A 15,544-nucleotide genomic window follows, 5' to 3' on the forward strand; every position below is an offset into this window, starting at 1 on the left:
CATGGAACTCGCGATCCTGTCCGTCAGTTTTCTGATTTTCCTCGTGCTCGGCGTGCCCGTGTCGTTCGCGCTCGGCATCGCCTGCGTGCTGACCTATATGGTCGAAGGCCTGCCGATCGCGACCGCGATGCAGGCGATGATCTCGGGGATGAATGCGTTCTCGTTCCTCGCCGTGCCGTTCTTCATCTTCTCCGGCGAACTGATGCTGCACGGCGGCATCGCGGACCGGATCCTGCGCTTCGCGCAGGCGACCGTCGGCCATTTCCGCGGCGGCCTCGGGATGGCGAACGTCGTCGCCTGCACGCTGTTCGGCGGCGTGTCGGGCTCGCCGACCGCCGATACGTCGGCGATGGGCGGCGTGGTGATTCCGCTGATGAAGCGCGAAGGCTACAGCGCCGCGTACGCGGTCAACGTGACGACGCATGCGTCACTCGCCGGCGCGCTGATGCCGACGTCGACCAACATGATCATCTACGCGTTCGCCGCACAGGGCATCACCGGGATGCTGCACGGCCAGCCGGTGAGCGGCGTGTCGATCGGCGACCTGCTGTTTTCCGGGCTGCTGCCGGTGTTGTGGGTGATGGGCTTCGTGCTCGCCGCCGCGTACTGGCAGGCGGTGCGCCACGGCTACCCGCGCCGCGAAGACGGTTCGTCCGCGCTGCCCGCGTTTCCCGGCTGGTATGCGGTGCTGCGCAGCTTCGTCGGCGCGGTGCCCGGGCTGATGGTGATCGCGATCATCCTCGTGTGCGTCGCGAAGGGGATCGCGACCGCGACCGAAGCCGCCGCGATCGCCGTCGTGTACTCGCTCGTGCTGACCGCGGTCGTGTACCGCACGCTGACGGCCGAGAAGCTGCGCCGCGCGCTGTCGCATGCGGCGCGCACGACGGGGGTCGTGCTGCTGCTGATCGCGGTGTCCAACATGCTGCGCTTCCAGATGTCGTACCTGGAGATTCCGGATGCGATCGAGGGGCTGCTGAAGCAGTCGACCGCCGCGCCGTGGCTGATGCTGCTGTACATCAACATCATCCAGGTGTTCCTCGGCACGTTCGTCGACATGGCCGCGCACATCCTGATCACGACGCCGCTGTTCCTGCCGATCGCGATGGCGTGCGGTGTCGGGCCGGTGCAGTTCGGGATCATGCTGCTGCTGAACTGCTCGCTCGGCCTCGTGCATCCGCCGATCGGCTCGGTGCAGTTCGTCGGCTGCGCGATCGGCAACGTGTCGATCGGGGAGACGACGAAGATGGCGTGGCCGTATTACCTCGCGATCTTCAGTGCGATCAACATCGTCACTTACATGCCGTTCTTCTCGACCTGGCTGCCCAGCCTGATCAGCGGGCACGCGGTGTTCTGATCGTATGCGTCGCCTGACGCGGCGCCGGACGACCGAGGTTGTCCGGCGCCGCGTTCGTTTGCGCGGTGCCATTTCAATTCACCGGAGCGCACATGCCCGCTCAATCCTGCCGCGCCTCCGGTTCGCCGTTTCCATCGGCCGACCGTTCGTCGCGCCGATCCGCAAGCTCGCGCCACAGCGCCGGGCGCGCGTGATCGCGCGGCGGCAGCGGGATCACGTGGGCCACCCCCCGCACGTTGATCACGGCTCCCGAGTCGGGCAGCGTGGCCGGAATGCCGGAGAGCGGCGGGTCGGTATCCGGTTCGGAAGCCGTACCCGGGCCGGGCGGGTGTCGAAGCATCATGCGATTTCTCCCTGGCGCCGCGAAACGGCGCATCAATAGCGCACACGCCCGATCAACCCCAACGGGTCGACGGCGTGCTGGACGGCGGCGGCGAGTTCCCGTTGCGCGGCCGGCACGTGCTTGCGGTAATACGCGACGTTGACCGGCCCGACGCCGTGCTCCGCGCTGAAGCAGCCGCCGGCCCGCACGACGCGCTCGTACAGCGCGCCGCGCAGCGCCACCTGCTGCAGCGGCCCGTAGCGCTCCGCGTCGGCGTGGGGGATCGACACGACGAGATGGCAGCCGCCGTCGCCGAAATGACCGAACGTGTGACAGCGCAGCGACGGATGCGCCGCCGCGATCCATCGCTCGGCATCGGCGACGAATGCGGCCAGCGCGCCGCGCGGAAACGACACGTCGAACGACAGCGGAATGCCGTGCTGCGCAACCGCGACCGGCAGTGCATCGCGGATCCGCCAGAACCGTTCGGCCGGCGCGCAGGCCGCGTCGAGTACCACGCGTTCGCCCGCCAGCGTGTCGAGCGTCGCAATCGTGCGTTCCTCGAGCAGCCCGTCGAGCCCCGGCATGCCGGTCGCGATCTCGACGAGCGCGTAGCATGCGGCGGCGTTGGCTTCAAACGGAATGCGCAGCGCCGGAAACGCGGCGGCGACGCAGCCGACGGCCGCGGCTGACATGAATTCGAACGCCGACAGCATCTCGCCGAACGCGCGCTCGAACGCGAGCAGGCCGGCGAGCGCCGCGTCGTACGACGCAAACGCGACGAACGCGGCACACGACGACCGTTCGAGCGGCGCGAGCGCGAACGACACGGCCGTCACGAGCCCGTGGGCGCCGTTCGCGCCGATGAAGCATTGCGTGACGTCGAAACCCGCGTTGCGCTTGCGCAGCGGCGCGAGCGCGTCGATCACGGTGCCCGCCGCGTCGGCGAGCACGACTTCGACGCCGAGCACGTTGCGGCGCACGTCGCCGTACTTGATCAGCCGGCTGCCGCCCGCGTTGGCGCCGACGAGGCCGCCGGCCGCCGGATCGCTGCCGAGGTCGATCGGTAGGCAGAGGCCGGCGTCGGCCGCCACGCGGTTGATGTCGGACAGCCGCGCGCCGGCCTCGACCGTGATGCTGCGATTCGCCGCGTCGAATGCGCGAACGGCGCGCATCCGGTCGAACGACACCACGCATTGCGTGCCGCTACGATCGGGCACGGCGGCGCCGACGAGCCCGGTGCGCGCCCCCTGTGCGACGAGCGCGACGCGGTGCGCGACGGCGACCCGCGCGAGCGCGCTCGTGTCGGCGGTCGACGCCGGCCGCGCGACACCGAGCGCGACGCCGCTGTGCAGCGTCACGTCCGTCGCGTACGGCTCGCACGATTCGGCCGACGCACCGTCGAGCCAGCCGTCGCCGAGCATCGCGGCGAGCGCGTGCCGTTGGGCGGCGCGGTCGGGCAGCGCGCTCATCGTCAGCCGGCCCGCACGAGCTGCTTGCGCAGGCGGCCGCGCACGACGACCAGCGCGATCAGCGGCACGACGCCGCCCCACAGCGGGCTGTGGCGCATCGCGATCGACACCGCGAGCGCGACGACGGTGACGGCGAGCAGCACGATCGACAGCGAACGGGCGCGCGCATGGTCGACGAAGGTGCCGTCGACGAACCCGCCGTCCGACCACGCGGTATGCACGATGCCGACGACCAGCACGCAGACGAGCATCGCGGCCGGCCCGAGTTCTTCTCCCCACAAACGGCTACCTGTCGGCGACACGAGCGCCAGCACCGCGCCGATCACGAGGAACAGGTCGACGCCGATCGCGATGCTGTTGCGGTCCGCGCGGCGGATCAGCCATGCGCCGTGCACGAGCGCGAGCACGCCGCCGATCACGAACGCGTGCGTCCAGCGCACGTCCGGCTGTCCGGGCCCGAGCCGGCCGTAGAACAGGAACACGATCGCCGGCAGGAAGTTGCTCGCGTGCAGCAGGTAGTCGGTGATGGGATTGCTCGATTTCATCGGGGGATTCTCCTTCGTCGAAACAATGGGCGACGCGTCATGCGTCATGCGTCGTGCCAGCGGAACAGCCGCGCGGCGGCGAACAGGAACAGCGCCGTGCTCGCGGTCATGCCGAGCAGTTGCGGCGCGAGCTGCGCGTACGGGGCGCCGTCGACCAGCGCGCCGCGCAGCGCGACGGCGAACTGGTTGGTCGGCAGGAATGCGAGTACCGCCTTGAGCCAGGCCGGTGCGTCGTGCATCGGGATCGTCAGGTCGCTGAAGAACAGCAGCGGGTAGTAGGTGACGTTGCACGCGAGTTCGGCGGCCGCGAGCGACCGCGTGCGGCTCGCGAGCAGCACGCCGATGCTGAGCACCATCGCCGCGCCGAGCAGCACGATCGGCAACGCGCGCAGCCCGTCCGGCGTCGCGATCGGCAGCGCGATGCCGAACGCGACGCGTGCGACCGTCAGCAGCACGAGCGCCGACAGCGCCATCATCACCATCCGCGCGACGATCAGCGCGGCGAGGAACACGCCGCGCGAGACCGGGAAGCACACGTACAGCTTGAAGGTATTGCGTTCGCGCAGCGACGCGATCGCGGTGGTCGTCGAGTTCAGGCCGATCGCCATGAACGCCATCACGAGAATGCCGGTCGCGAAGAACGCGCCATAGTCGAACGGGCGGCGCGCCGGTGCCGCGTTCTCGAAGCGCGCCTGCGCGGCCGGCAGCCCGAGCCGCTGCGCGGCGCAGCGGGCGAGCGCGATCTCGACGACGCGCGACGCGGCCTTGACCGCGAGCGAGCCGTTGAAGTCGTAGCGGATCGTCGCCGGCGTGCGCTCGTCGGCGCCGAGCACGACGGTTACGCGATCGGCCGCCGCGCCGTGCCCGCCGAAGGTCGCCTTCACCGTGTCGCTGTGCGTGAGGCTGGCGACGATCTGCGCTTCGCATGCGCGGCTGTACGGCGTCGCGCCGCCGGGCACGTCGAACGCGATGTCGGCGGTGCCGAGCGACCCCGATCCGCCGAACGCGAACAGCATCACGCTCAGCAGGAACACCGGGAACACGAGCGTCCAGAACAGCGACGAGCGGCTGCGCAGATAACCGAGCAGCTCGTTGCGCACGAGAATCAGGAACACCTTAGTCATGGACGGGGCCCTCGGTACAGAGGCGCAGCAGGTCGCCCGGCGTGCTCGGCGCGAGCGCGAGATGCTGGATGCCCTGTTCGCCGACGATGCGGTGCACGTTCGGATGCAGCGTCGCATCGCCGAACACCTCGACGACGTGCGCGGCCGACACGCGCACGCCGGTCACGCCCGGCAGCGCCGCGAGCCGCTTGCGCAGCGCGCGCGCGTCGGCTTCGTCGCGGCAATGCAGGACCGCGCGCGCTTCGCCGACGAGCTCGGCGCGCAGCGCGTCCTTGTCGCCCTGGTAGCGCACGCCGCCGTCGCGCACCCAGACGAGATCGTCGACGACGGCAAGCTCCTCCTCGGCGTGGCAGATCATCGCGACGCTCGTGCCGCGCGCGCGGTGGCGCAGCAGGTCGATCACGACGCCGGCATAACGACGGTCGAGGCCGGTGAACGGTTCGTCGAGCACGGCCAGTTCGGGGCGGTGCGCGAGCGCCACGTAGAGATCCACGCGCTGGCGCTGCCCCTTCGACAGCGCGCGGCACGGCTTGTCGAGCAGTTCGGCGATGCCGAGCGCCTCCGTGACCGCGGCGTCCGCGTGCACGTACATCGCGCGGTGCAGCGCGACGATCTCCGACACGCGGAGATGGTCGGGATACTCGACCTTCTGCAGCTGCGCGCCGAGCCGCCGCAGCGACGGCGTGTCGCGCATGAAGCGCGCGGCCGGCACGTCGAGCACGCGCACGTCGGTGCCGCCGCGCCGGAAGCCGAGCAGCGTTTCGAGCAGCGTGGTCTTGCCGGAACCGTTCGGCCCGACGATCGCCGTGACCGCGCCGAGCCGGAACCGCACGTGGCGCGCGGAGAAACGGAAATCGCCGGCCGCGACGTCGATCGCGCGTGCGCCGAGCGCCGCACCCGGCGCGTGCGCATCGGGCAGCGGCTGCGAGGCCGTGCGCAGCGGCCGGTCGAACGCGGTGTGCGGGCCGAACAGCGCGCGCACGGAGGCGAGGAACGAATCGCTCATCGTCGGCTTCCTGTCAGTCGAACAGCATGACCTGCGTGTCGCGCGCGCCCCGGTACGGGTTGCGGCCGTGCGCGACCAGCATGTTGTCGACGACGAGCACGTCGCCGGCCTGCCACGGGAATGCGAGTTCCTCTTCGTCGAACGCGTCGTAGATCGCGACGAGATCGTCGAACGGCATCGGCGAGCCGTCGCCGTAGCGGATCTCGTACGGGAACGCGGCGCGCGCGCCGTACATGCGCTGCAGGTAGCGGTAGCTGAGCTCGCCCATCGAGCGCGGGTTCGGGTGCTGCGCGCTCGCCTGGTTGAACCAGACGGTTTCGCCGGTGCGCGGATGCGCGCGCAGCGCGCTGCCGACGTGCGACACGGTCACGCTGCCGTCGTCGAGCCAGCGGCAGCCGACGCCGCGTTCCGCGCACAGCCGCTCGACCTCGTCGCGGTCGAGCGTGCCGAACGCGTCGTGCCACGGCCGGTGGTATTCGGCGAACGGCAGGTTCGGGTTGGCGGCGAGGCCGTCCGCGCGATCGCCGGGCGCCGCGAAGTTGCGCAGGTACATCACGCCGCGCGCGGCGAACCGTTCGCGCAGCGCGGCCGGCACGCGCGCCGTCACGCGCCGCATGTCGCAGATCGGCGTTTCGCCGCCCGCATCGGCCGGCCGCCGGCAATAGAACGCGACGAGGCGCGGGAACGCGGGCATGTAGGCCATCTCCTGGTGCAGCCCGATCTTGAACGGCGGCGGCATGCGGGTCGATTCGTACACCTGGCCGTCGATCTGCTTGCGCGGCGCGGCGCCCGCCGTGTAACCGTTCGCGTGCGCCGGATACAGCGCGCCGAGGCGGCCGAACGCGGCGGTGTCGGGCACCGCGAAACCGCGCCACAGCAGCGCGCCGCACGCGTCGAGCAGCGTGTCGATCGTGTCGAGCCGCGAGCGGTACCACGCGACGAACATCTCGGGCGAGGTCGCGAGCTCGGCGCTGCGCGGCGTCACGCACAGCGGCAGCGTCGCGCCGGGCGCGACCGCCGCGCAGTGCACGTCGTCGGCGCCGAGCCGCACGGCGGCGTGCGCGGCGAGAAAGGCGAGGTCGGTCATCGCTCAGGCCAGCGCCGGTTTCTTCAGCAGGATCTCGAAGCCGAGCGCGCCGAGCCCGGCGCTCGGGCTGTAGATCGACGCGACGTCCGCGAGGCCGGCTTCGGCGACGAGCGTGTGCGCTTCGTCGAGCGTGATCTTTTCCTCGACGTGGGTCGGCGGATAGTCGGCGGCGGCGCGCATCTCGGTGAAGCGGTCGAGCAGGTGCTGCGGCGCGTCGCGGCGCATGTCGTGCACGAGCGCGATGCCGCCCGGCTCCAGCACGCGATACATCTCGGTCAGGCTGAGCGCCTTGTCGGGCAGGTGGTGCAGCGTCGCGCGGCCGACGGCCATCGTCAGCGTGCCGTCGTCGAACGGCAGCGCGAGCGCGTCGCCGACGCGCATCTCGATCGTGTCGTCGAGATCGAGTTCGCGGATGCGCGGGCGGCCTTCGTCGAGCATCGCCGGATCGAGGTCGATGCCGACGTAGCGCCAGCCGCGCATCGCCGGGTCGGTGGCGAGCCGCACCGGCACGACGCCGGTGGCCGTGCCGATGTCGGCGATCACGCCGGGCGTCATCCCGCGCGCGAGCTGGCGGATGCGGCTGATGAACAGCAGGTCCCACGGTTCGAGCGTTTCGGTGGCGAAGCGATCGTAGTCGTTCGCCGGGCGCAGGTTCTTGAGCAGCATGACGTTCCTTTTGCTGAATGGTGCCGATGGATGAAGGTTCACAGCCAGCCGACCGGCACGGCGGCCAGCAGCCGTCGCGCGGTCGCGCTGTTGACGCCGAAAGCCGGGCGGCGCCGGCGCTCGACCGCATGCGCGGCCATCGCCGCGATGCGCGCGCCGAGCCCGACACCGACGCCCCACGACGGCGCGGCGACACCGAGTTCGAGCAGCGTCGCGGCCGTCAGGAAATCGATGTTCGGCCGCAACGCGCGACGGGCGTCGGCCTGGGCGCAGCACGCGTCGAACAGCGTCACGTACGCGCCGTCGAAGCCGTGCGCGGCGAACAGGCCGCGCATGTGCGGCGGCCGCGGATCGGCGACGAACAGCGGATGGCCGAAGCCGTACAGCGTGTGTTTCGCGTCGAGCGCCGCATCGATCGCCGCGCGGCCGGCGGCGTCGAGCGCGGCGGGCGGTGCGTCGATGCCGCCCGGGGCCGAGCGTGCGAGCGCGGCGAGCCAGTGCATCGCTTCGAGTGCCGCGCCGACGTGCGACGGGCCGCTCGCGAGGAAACCGGACGCGATCGCCTGCGTGAGCGTGACGCCGGTGCCGATCGCGACGCGCGGCGCGAGCACGGTCGGCGTGATGTAGCCGAAGCCGGCGTGCCACGCGACGAGCAGCATGTCCATTGCGGTTTGCGCCTGCGCATCGTGGCGCGTCGCGCCGGTCAGCACGAGCATGCGTTGCGCTTGCGTCGCGGCGGTATCGAGCGAAGCGCCGCCGTCGGTGCCGGCGGCAAACGGGCGGCCTTCGATCGCCGCGTGCAGCAGGAACGGCGCGGCCGCCGCGCACAGCAGCATCGTGTCGAGATCGGCATCGTCCGGCGCGTTGCCGGGCATGCGTGCCGTCACGTCGTCGAAGCCGCGCAACAGGCCGGACGCGGCCGCGAACACCGGCGCGACACCCGCCGCGCCGAGATCCGCGGCGACGGACTGCGCGGCCGAGCCGGGCGCCAGCGCCTCGGCGAACGCCGCGAGCCGCGTGCGGATCGCCGCCTCGTGCTTGCCATGAGCCGCGTTGTCCGGCGCGACGTCGAACCACAGGTGCGCGAGCGCGCCTTCGAAGGTCGTCGCGCCGATCAGCGCGTTCAGGTCGAGATCGCGCACGCGCAGCGCTTCGGGCTCGAGCGTCGCGCCGTCGATGTCGGTGCCGCGATGGCGCGTTGCCGGGCGGCCGAGCAGGTTGCGCGGGGCGTCGCCGGTCGAGGCGGCCGAAGCGTTCGTGCCGGAATCGAGTGTCGTGTCCATGTCATTCCGCCTGCGCGAGTTCTTCGCTGCTGACGCTGATCGCCGCGTGCGCCATCGCGGCGATCACGGCCGCGTGCTGGTCGACCACGGGCAGCACGTTCGCGAAGTAGTAGCGCGCGCTTTTCAGCTTGCCGCGATAGAACGCGAGTTCGGCCGGCGTGTCGGCCGTATCCGGCGCATCGAGCCGGTGCGCGGCGATCGTCGCCGATTCGAGCAGCACCCACGCCGACGTGACGACGCCGAACATCTCGAGAAAACGCGTGTAGAACTGGCTGCTGCGGTGCGTGTGGCCGTCCTGCACGTCGCGCGCGATGTCGTCGAGCGCGGCGGCGATCCGGTCGGCGCCCGTGCGCAGCGCGTCGAACAGCGGGCGCAGCTCCGCATGCGTGCCCGTGTGATGCTGGCGCGCAAGGAACACGTCCAGTTCGTCGCGGTAGTACTGGATCAGCCGCGAATGGCGGCCGAAGCCGAGCTTGTCGCGCACGAGGTCCTGCGCCTGGATGTAGTTCGTGCCTTCCCAGATCGACAGGATCTTCACGTCGCGCGCGTTCTGCTCGACGGGGCTCGCGTCGGTGTAGCCGAGCCCGCCGTGCACCTGGATCGCGGTTTCGCAGATCCGCCACGCCTGGTCGGAGATGAACGCCTTGCAGACCGGCGTCAGCAGCAGTTGCAGCTTGCGGTGGCGCTCGATTTCGGCCGGATCGGCGTCGGGTGTCGCTTCGAGCATCGCCGCGCGCGTGGCGGTCGCGGCGAGCTTGCCGAGCAGGCCGCGGCAGCCGTCGACGCGGCTCTTCATGTCGACCAGCATGCGCTGCACGTCCGCGTGCTCGACGATCGCGACGCGCGCCGCATGGGTGTTCGACGCGCGCTCGATCGGCCGGCCCTGCAGCCGGCGGCCCGCATACTCGACCGCGTGCAGGTACGCGCTCGACGCGACGCCGACGCCGAACATCCCGGTACTCATCCGCGCCTGGTTCATCAGCGGCATCAGCTGGAGCAGGCCGACGTTGCGCCGGCCGCCGAGCAGCCAGCCGCGGGTCGTGCCGTTCGCGCCGAACACCAGGTGCGTGTTCGCGCAGCCCTTGAGCCCCATCTTGCGCGGCAGGCCGATGCAGTCGACGTGGTTCGGCTGTAATTCGCCGGTTTCCTCGTCCGGCCAGAAGCGCGGCACGACGAGGCACGACAGCGAGAAGGAATCGGGCGACGCGGTGTCGATGCGGCCGAGCACGAAATACAGCGTGTTCTCGGTCAGTTCATGCATGCCGGCCGAGATGTAGACCTTCTCGCCGTCGATCGCGTAGATGTCGCGTTCGAGCGGCGTCGCGCGCAGCGCGACCGCGGTGAGGTCGGTGCCGGCCTGCGGCTCGGTCGCGCAGAAGCACGCATCCCAGCGGTACGCCTCGAGCGGCGCGATCAGCGCCTTCTGGTGCGGCGTGCCGTGCATCTGCAGCAGCTTGACCGCGGGGCGCGTGAAGCCGCCGTACGTCATGAACGACGGGTTCGCGCCCATGAACATCTCGTAGATCATCTGCGTGACGATCGGCGGCAGCCCGTGCGCGGTGCCGAACAGCGTGTTCGACCATTCGTCGCGAAACCGCGCCCACAACGCGTGGAAATGCGACGGAATGCGCACCTGGCCGTCGTCGAGCAGCGTGCAGCCCTCGACGTCCGCCTGCTGGTAGCTGCGGCCGAGGTCGAGCGCGAAGTCGCGCGCGCGTTCGAGCAGCGCGTCGATCGACGCACGGTCGTGGGTGCCGTACAGGCCGTGTTCCGCCAGGAACTGCTTGTCGGCTTCGAACAGTTCCCACAGAAAGAAGCGCAGTTCGCGCAGGCTGACCTTGTAGGCGCTCATCATGCGTCTCCTTCGATATCGAGCGCGGCATCGAGGCCGCCGGCGAGGTCGACGACGGCCGCCGCCGCCGCGCCATGCAGTGCCGCATCCCACACGAGCACCGTGCGGCGCTCGCCTTCGTCGAGCGCACCGGCGAGCCGGATCAGCGCGGCCGCCGATTCGGCCGACGACAGGTGGCCCGATCCGTCGTGCTGGATCCGCGCGCCGACCGGGATCGACGCGGCGTCGGCCACGCGCGCCGCGAAACCGGGATCGAAGCCGGGAGGCACGCACCAGTCGATCTGGTCGGCGCGCAGCCCGGCCATGTCGAGCGCGCGGCGGATCGCGCGCGCGGCGAGCGGCGCGAGCGTGTCGCGCAGCGCGCCCGGCGCGTCGGCCCACGGATCGGCGATCGACGGCCCGAACTCGAGCGCGACGGACCGCACGCCACCCCAGTCGGCCGGCTCGGGCGCCGGGCCCGCGCGCGACACGAGCAGCGCGGCAGCCGCGTCGCCGTAGCCGACCAGGTCGCCGAACTGGCGGAAGAACGGGTAGAGCCACTTGTCGCTGAGGATCACGAGCGCCTGGTCGCCTTCGTCGAGCAGCCCGTCGAGCAGCATCAGCGCCGAATACCAGCCGAGCGTGCCGTTCTGGCCGAGCGCGAACGGCGTCACGCGCTGCAGGCCGAGTTCGTACTGCATGCGGCCGACGACCGAGTCGCCGATGCCTTCGTTGAGCGCGCAGCTCGCGACGATCACGTGGGTCGTGCGGGCCAGTTGCCCGGAGCCGAGCTGGTCGCGCAGGTCGAGCGCGGCGTCGGCGGCGAGATCGGCGAGGCTGCGCCCGGGCGGCGCGACCCGCAGCGCGGGCCGGCCGCCCGGCGCGAGGCGCGTGCCTTCCTCGGGCGTCAGCGCACCCATCCCGCGCGGCCGCGCGAAGCGCGCCTGCGGCAGCAGCAGGTGCCGGTAGCCGGGATGGCGCTCCTGTGCCTGGATCGCGCTGAACACGACGGCGGGCGGCAGCACCACGACGCCGCCGGACAGGGCGAGCGTGCCGGGCTCGGCGACGCGGCGCGCGCCGAGGCAGGTTTCATCGAGCGTCGACAGGGTCATGCGGCGGTCTCCTCGTTCGTGTGCGCGAACGCGTCGCGATACTGGTTTTTCAGCGCGGGGCGGTCGATCTTGCCGTTCGGGTTGCGCGGCAGCGCCGGCAGCGGCTCGACGACGAGCGGGCTCATGTAGGTCGGCAACGCGTCACGGCACGCGCGTGCGATGTCGGCGCGGCACGCGTCGGCGTCGAGCGTCGACACGACACACGCGGCGATCGCCTCGCCGAGCGACGCGTGCGGCACGCCGAACACCGCCGCCTCGCGGATGTGGGGCAGCGCGAACAGCACGTCCTCGACCTCGGTCGGGCTGACGCGGTAGCCGGACGTCTTGATCATGTCGTCGCCGCGCGCGACGAAGTACAGGTAGCCGTCGGCGTCGCGCCGCACGATGTCGCCGGACCACACCGCGACGTCGGGGCGCGGGATCTCGCCGTGCCGGCGCGGCAGCGGGCGAAAGCGCTGCGCGGTCAGCTCGGGCCGGTTCCAGTAGCCGAGCGTGACGAACGCGCCGCGATGCACGAGTTCGCCGGGCTCGTCGGCCGCGCATTCGCTGCCGTCCGCACGCAGCACGAGGATCTCGGCGTTCGGCACGGCCTTGCCGATCGACGTCGGGCGCAACGCCGCGTCGGCCGGCGGCAGGTACGTCGAACGGAACGCTTCGGTCAGTCCGTACATCAGGTACGGCGCGGCGTGCGTGAACAGCGCCTGCAGGCGGTGCAGCAGCGGCGTCGCGAGATGGCCGCCGGTGTTCGCGAAGCGGCGGATTCGCGTGCGCGCCGTATCGCTCCAGCCGGCCGACGCGAGCTGCATCCACAGCGGCGGCACGCCGGTGATCGACGTCACGCCGAACGCGTCGCAATGGCGCGGCACGTCGGCCGGCTGCAGGAAGTCGAGCGGCGCATAACATGCGCCGGACGCCAGCGCGGTCGTGAGCTGGCTCAGGCCCGCGTCGAAGCTGAGCGGCAGCACGCCGAGCACGACGTCGTCGTCGGCCAGCCCCTGGTACGCGGCGACGCTGAACGCGCCCGACACCAGGTTGCGATGCGACACGACCACGCCTTTCGGCTTGCCGGTCGAGCCGGACGTGTAGAGCAGCGCGGCGGGATCGTCGTCCACCGGGCGGCCGGCGGCGAACGGCGCCGGAGCGCCGGCGTCGGACGCGGCGATCGCATCGGCCAGCTCCTCGATCAGCATCGTGCGGGTGCCGACGAGCGCGGCGATCGCCGGCAGGCGCTTCAATCGCTGCGCGCCGGTCATGAACAGTGCCGCGCCGCTGTCGGCGACGATGTGTTCGATCTGCGCTTCCTTCAATTGCGGATTGACCGGCACGAAGATCGCGCCGAGTGCGTTGGCCGCGAGCATCGCGACCACGGTTTCGATGCGTTTCGGCGCGTAGATGGCGACGCGCTCGCCGGGCCGCACGCCGCGCGACGCGAGTGCGGCGGCCGCGCGGCGGACCGCGCGCGCGAGCTGTTCGTAGGTCATCGTGCCGCCGCCGTCGGCATACGCGGGATGATGCGGCCAGCGCGCGGCGCCGTGGTCGAGCAGGTCGGCGATGCTGATCAGGGCGTTCATGATCGGCTCCTCTCTCTGGTGGGTCTAGGCGGGCCGCACGTACACGTGCGCGGCTTCGTGGGACAGGAAATGCGCCATCGAGTACGTCCGGTGATAGGCGCCGCAGCGCGCGAACACGGCGATGTCGCCGACCTGCGGCGGCGCGCCCGTGTCGTCGCGGCCGATCACGTCCGCGCGGCTGCACGTGCTGCCGGCGTAGATCGTCGGCACGCCGCGCGCGGGCGGTGCCGGCGTGCGGCGCACGAGCGACGGCGCGGCCAGCCGGCGCATCACCGATTCGGTCTGCGCGAGCAGGAACGCATGCGACAGCCCGCCGTCGCAGACGGCGATCGTGCGGTCCTGCCATGTCTTGACCGCGACGACGCGCGTCGCGAACACGCCCGCGTCGGCGAAGATCGCGCGGCCGGATTCGTGCGCGAGCGAGTACCGGTCGGCCAGCGGGGCGAGCGCGGTCGCATAGCGCTCGAACGCGGCATCGCCCGGGTGATCGTCGGCGAAACCGCCGCCGAGGCTCAGCGAGCCGAGCGGTGCGCCGTTGGCCGGCGCGAGATCGCGGGCGAGCGCCGCGAGCCGCTCGGGCAGCACGAGCGTGTCGGGCTGCGTCGCGTCCTGGCGGATGAACGAATGCGGGCCGGAGAACACGTGCAGCCCGGCAACGGGCAGGCCGGCGGCGGCGAGCGTGCGCACCGCGTCGTGCGCCTCGTTCGGCGTCATCCCGAAGTGGTCGTGCCACAGCGCCCGCGCGTCGTCGCCGGCCAGCGCGCCGGCATTCACGCGCAGCAGTACCGGGCCCGGCGTGCTGCCGCCGGCCGCGGCTTCGCGCGCCAGCGGCACGAAGCGCGCGACCGCATCCGGGTTGTCGAGCACGAAATGGCAGCGCGACGCGAGCCCGGCGCGCATGAACATCTCGTCCATCGAGGGGTTGTTCAGGTAGCGCGGCGTCCTGATCCGGCCGATCACCGCGTCGAGTTCGCCGCGGCTCGCGAGTTCGACACCGTCCTCGTACGCATGGGCACAGCGCGCGAGCATGTCCTGGTTCGGGTTCGCCTTCAGCGACACGATCAGCCGCGTGCCGAGCCGCGCCTTCAGCGACCGGTAGCGCGCGATCGCGACTTCCGGCTCGTACACGTAGCACGGCGTGCGCAGGTCGGCGATCCACGCGTGGTCGCCGGCGGGTGGAAGCGGGCGCTCAGGCGTCATGGCGGCCCACCGGATGAAGCGTGGCGGCCGCATACGCGCCGCAGTTCGACTGCATCACGCCGAGCACGCGCTGCCCGCGCGCGACCGCGTCGAGCCCGACGTCGGCCAGGTTGATCGGGAAATCCGAGCAGCACGCATGGCCGCGCGCATGGATGTTCTCCGCATACAGCCGCTCGGCCGGCACGCGCATCGCGCGGCACAGCGCGTTCCAGCCCGGCAGGTCGGCGTTGTGCGGCAGCACGAGCTCGTATGCGTCGAGCGCGTGCGGTTCGAGCGCGACCGCCGCGTCGATCGCCTTGCGCGTGTACGGCCACTCCATCATGATCAGGTCGGCCTCGTTCGCGGCGACGGTGTCCGAGCCGCGATGCCATTTCGCGTGCGTCTCGATCGCGATGCCGCCGAGCCGGTTCTTCGTGCTGTTGCGCGCGATCAGCATCGCGGCCGCGCCGTCGCACTGCACGCCCGTCATCTGCCGCATCCGGTAATCCTCGCCGTACACGCGGTCGGACGACACGACGAGCGCCGCGTCGAGTTGCGGATAACGACGCATCAGCGCGCGAACGGTCTCGATGCCGGCCGCGACCGACACGCAGTTCAGCTGCGCGACCGAGCCGAGCCACAGCGGCTCGATGCCGAGCTGCGCGGCGAGCTCGTGCGGCAGGCTGCGCGGCGCGGGCGGCACGCTGAACTGCTGGGTGTGCACGTGGACGATCGCGCCGATGTCGGACGGATGCACGCGCGCGGTGTCGAGCAGGCGGCCCGCCGCCGCGATCGCGAGCTCGGTCTCGCTCGTGTCGAGCGCCATGTGGAAGTAGCGGCTGCCCGACTGCGCGATCGCCGCGGCCCGTTGCGCCGGGTAGTCGCGCTCGGCGGCCCACGCCTCGATGTCGACGGGCAGGCCCGGCAGTTCGTAGGCCACCGCGTCGATACCGATCCAGAAATCGCGTGACGCTTGGGAGGAGTTCGTCATG

General features: G+C 71.4%; 14 protein-coding genes. 1 reads left to right on the forward strand and 13 read right to left on the reverse strand.

The features are described 5' to 3' along the window. The first annotated feature begins 1 nt into the window (after position 1). Positions 2 to 1,354, forward strand: coding sequence for a TRAP transporter large permease (locus ABIC51_RS13135; protein WP_027792027.1), 1,353 nt, complete (start codon positions 2 to 4; stop codon positions 1,352 to 1,354). Between the two features lie 100 nt (positions 1,355 to 1,454). Here the strand turns inward: ABIC51_RS13135 and ABIC51_RS13140 are convergent, their stop codons facing one another. From ABIC51_RS13140 to ABIC51_RS13200, 13 genes are read right to left on the reverse strand one after another with little or no spacing between them, the layout of a single operon-like run. Continuing rightward, positions 1,455 to 1,697, reverse strand: a complete 243-nt coding sequence (locus ABIC51_RS13140) for a hypothetical protein (protein ID WP_027792026.1) — start codon at positions 1,695 to 1,697, stop codon at positions 1,455 to 1,457. A gap of 32 nt (positions 1,698 to 1,729) precedes the next feature. Beyond that, complete coding sequence (locus ABIC51_RS13145) at positions 1,730 to 3,148, reverse strand: FAD-binding oxidoreductase (protein WP_354006499.1); 1,419 nt, start codon at positions 3,146 to 3,148, stop codon at positions 1,730 to 1,732. A 2-nt stretch (positions 3,149 to 3,150) separates the two neighbouring features. Then, positions 3,151 to 3,693 (reverse strand): permease, encoded by a 543-nt coding sequence (locus ABIC51_RS13150; protein ID WP_301764644.1) that lies wholly within the window; start codon positions 3,691 to 3,693, stop codon positions 3,151 to 3,153. Between the two features lie 44 nt (positions 3,694 to 3,737). Beyond that, positions 3,738 to 4,817 carry an ABC transporter permease gene (locus ABIC51_RS13155; RefSeq protein ID WP_059697031.1) on the reverse strand — a complete coding sequence of 360 codons (1,080 nt, stop codon included), beginning with the start codon at positions 4,815 to 4,817 and terminating at the stop codon, positions 3,738 to 3,740. Continuing rightward, on the reverse strand, positions 4,810 to 5,823 hold the full coding sequence (locus tag ABIC51_RS13160; RefSeq protein ID WP_021160284.1) for an ATP-binding cassette domain-containing protein: 1,014 nt from the start codon (positions 5,821 to 5,823) through the stop codon (positions 4,810 to 4,812). The genes ABIC51_RS13155 and ABIC51_RS13160 overlap by 8 nt, the downstream gene beginning before the upstream one ends. A gap of 13 nt (positions 5,824 to 5,836) precedes the next feature. Then, complete coding sequence (locus ABIC51_RS13165; RefSeq protein WP_354006500.1) at positions 5,837 to 6,910, reverse strand: TauD/TfdA family dioxygenase; 1,074 nt, start codon at positions 6,908 to 6,910, stop codon at positions 5,837 to 5,839. Between the two features lie 3 nt (positions 6,911 to 6,913). Then, positions 6,914 to 7,576, reverse strand: a complete 663-nt coding sequence (locus ABIC51_RS13170; RefSeq protein WP_146253032.1) for a class I SAM-dependent methyltransferase — start codon at positions 7,574 to 7,576, stop codon at positions 6,914 to 6,916. Between the two features lie 38 nt (positions 7,577 to 7,614). Then, complete coding sequence (locus ABIC51_RS13175; protein WP_354006501.1) at positions 7,615 to 8,859, reverse strand: citrate/2-methylcitrate synthase; 1,245 nt, start codon at positions 8,857 to 8,859, stop codon at positions 7,615 to 7,617. A gap of 1 nt (position 8,860) precedes the next feature. After that, positions 8,861 to 10,711 (reverse strand): acyl-CoA dehydrogenase family protein, encoded by a 1,851-nt coding sequence (locus ABIC51_RS13180; protein ID WP_175899670.1) that lies wholly within the window; start codon positions 10,709 to 10,711, stop codon positions 8,861 to 8,863. Beyond that, the gene (locus tag ABIC51_RS13185) at positions 10,711 to 11,802 is read right to left on the reverse strand and encodes a hypothetical protein (RefSeq protein ID WP_049097861.1); all 1,092 of its coding nucleotides are present in this window, start codon (positions 11,800 to 11,802) and stop codon (positions 10,711 to 10,713) included. Before ABIC51_RS13185 ends, ABIC51_RS13180 begins: the two co-directional genes overlap by 1 nt. Beyond that, positions 11,799 to 13,373: an acyl-CoA ligase (AMP-forming), exosortase A system-associated gene (locus ABIC51_RS13190; RefSeq protein ID WP_354006502.1), complete on the reverse strand. Its 1,575-nt coding sequence runs from the start codon at positions 13,371 to 13,373 to the stop codon at positions 11,799 to 11,801. Before ABIC51_RS13190 ends, ABIC51_RS13185 begins: the two co-directional genes overlap by 4 nt. A gap of 24 nt (positions 13,374 to 13,397) precedes the next feature. Next, the gene (locus ABIC51_RS13195) at positions 13,398 to 14,573 is read right to left on the reverse strand and encodes a PLP-dependent decarboxylase (RefSeq protein ID WP_175853804.1); all 1,176 of its coding nucleotides are present in this window, start codon (positions 14,571 to 14,573) and stop codon (positions 13,398 to 13,400) included. Beyond that, positions 14,563 to 15,543, reverse strand: a complete 981-nt coding sequence (locus ABIC51_RS13200) for a ketoacyl-ACP synthase III family protein (RefSeq protein WP_027792016.1) — start codon at positions 15,541 to 15,543, stop codon at positions 14,563 to 14,565. The genes ABIC51_RS13195 and ABIC51_RS13200 overlap by 11 nt, the downstream gene beginning before the upstream one ends. Position 15,544 lies beyond the last annotated feature (1 nt).

This window comes from Burkholderia sp. 572, assembly GCF_040545135.1.
Classification (GTDB): Bacteria; Pseudomonadota; Gammaproteobacteria; order Burkholderiales; family Burkholderiaceae; genus Burkholderia; species Burkholderia cepacia.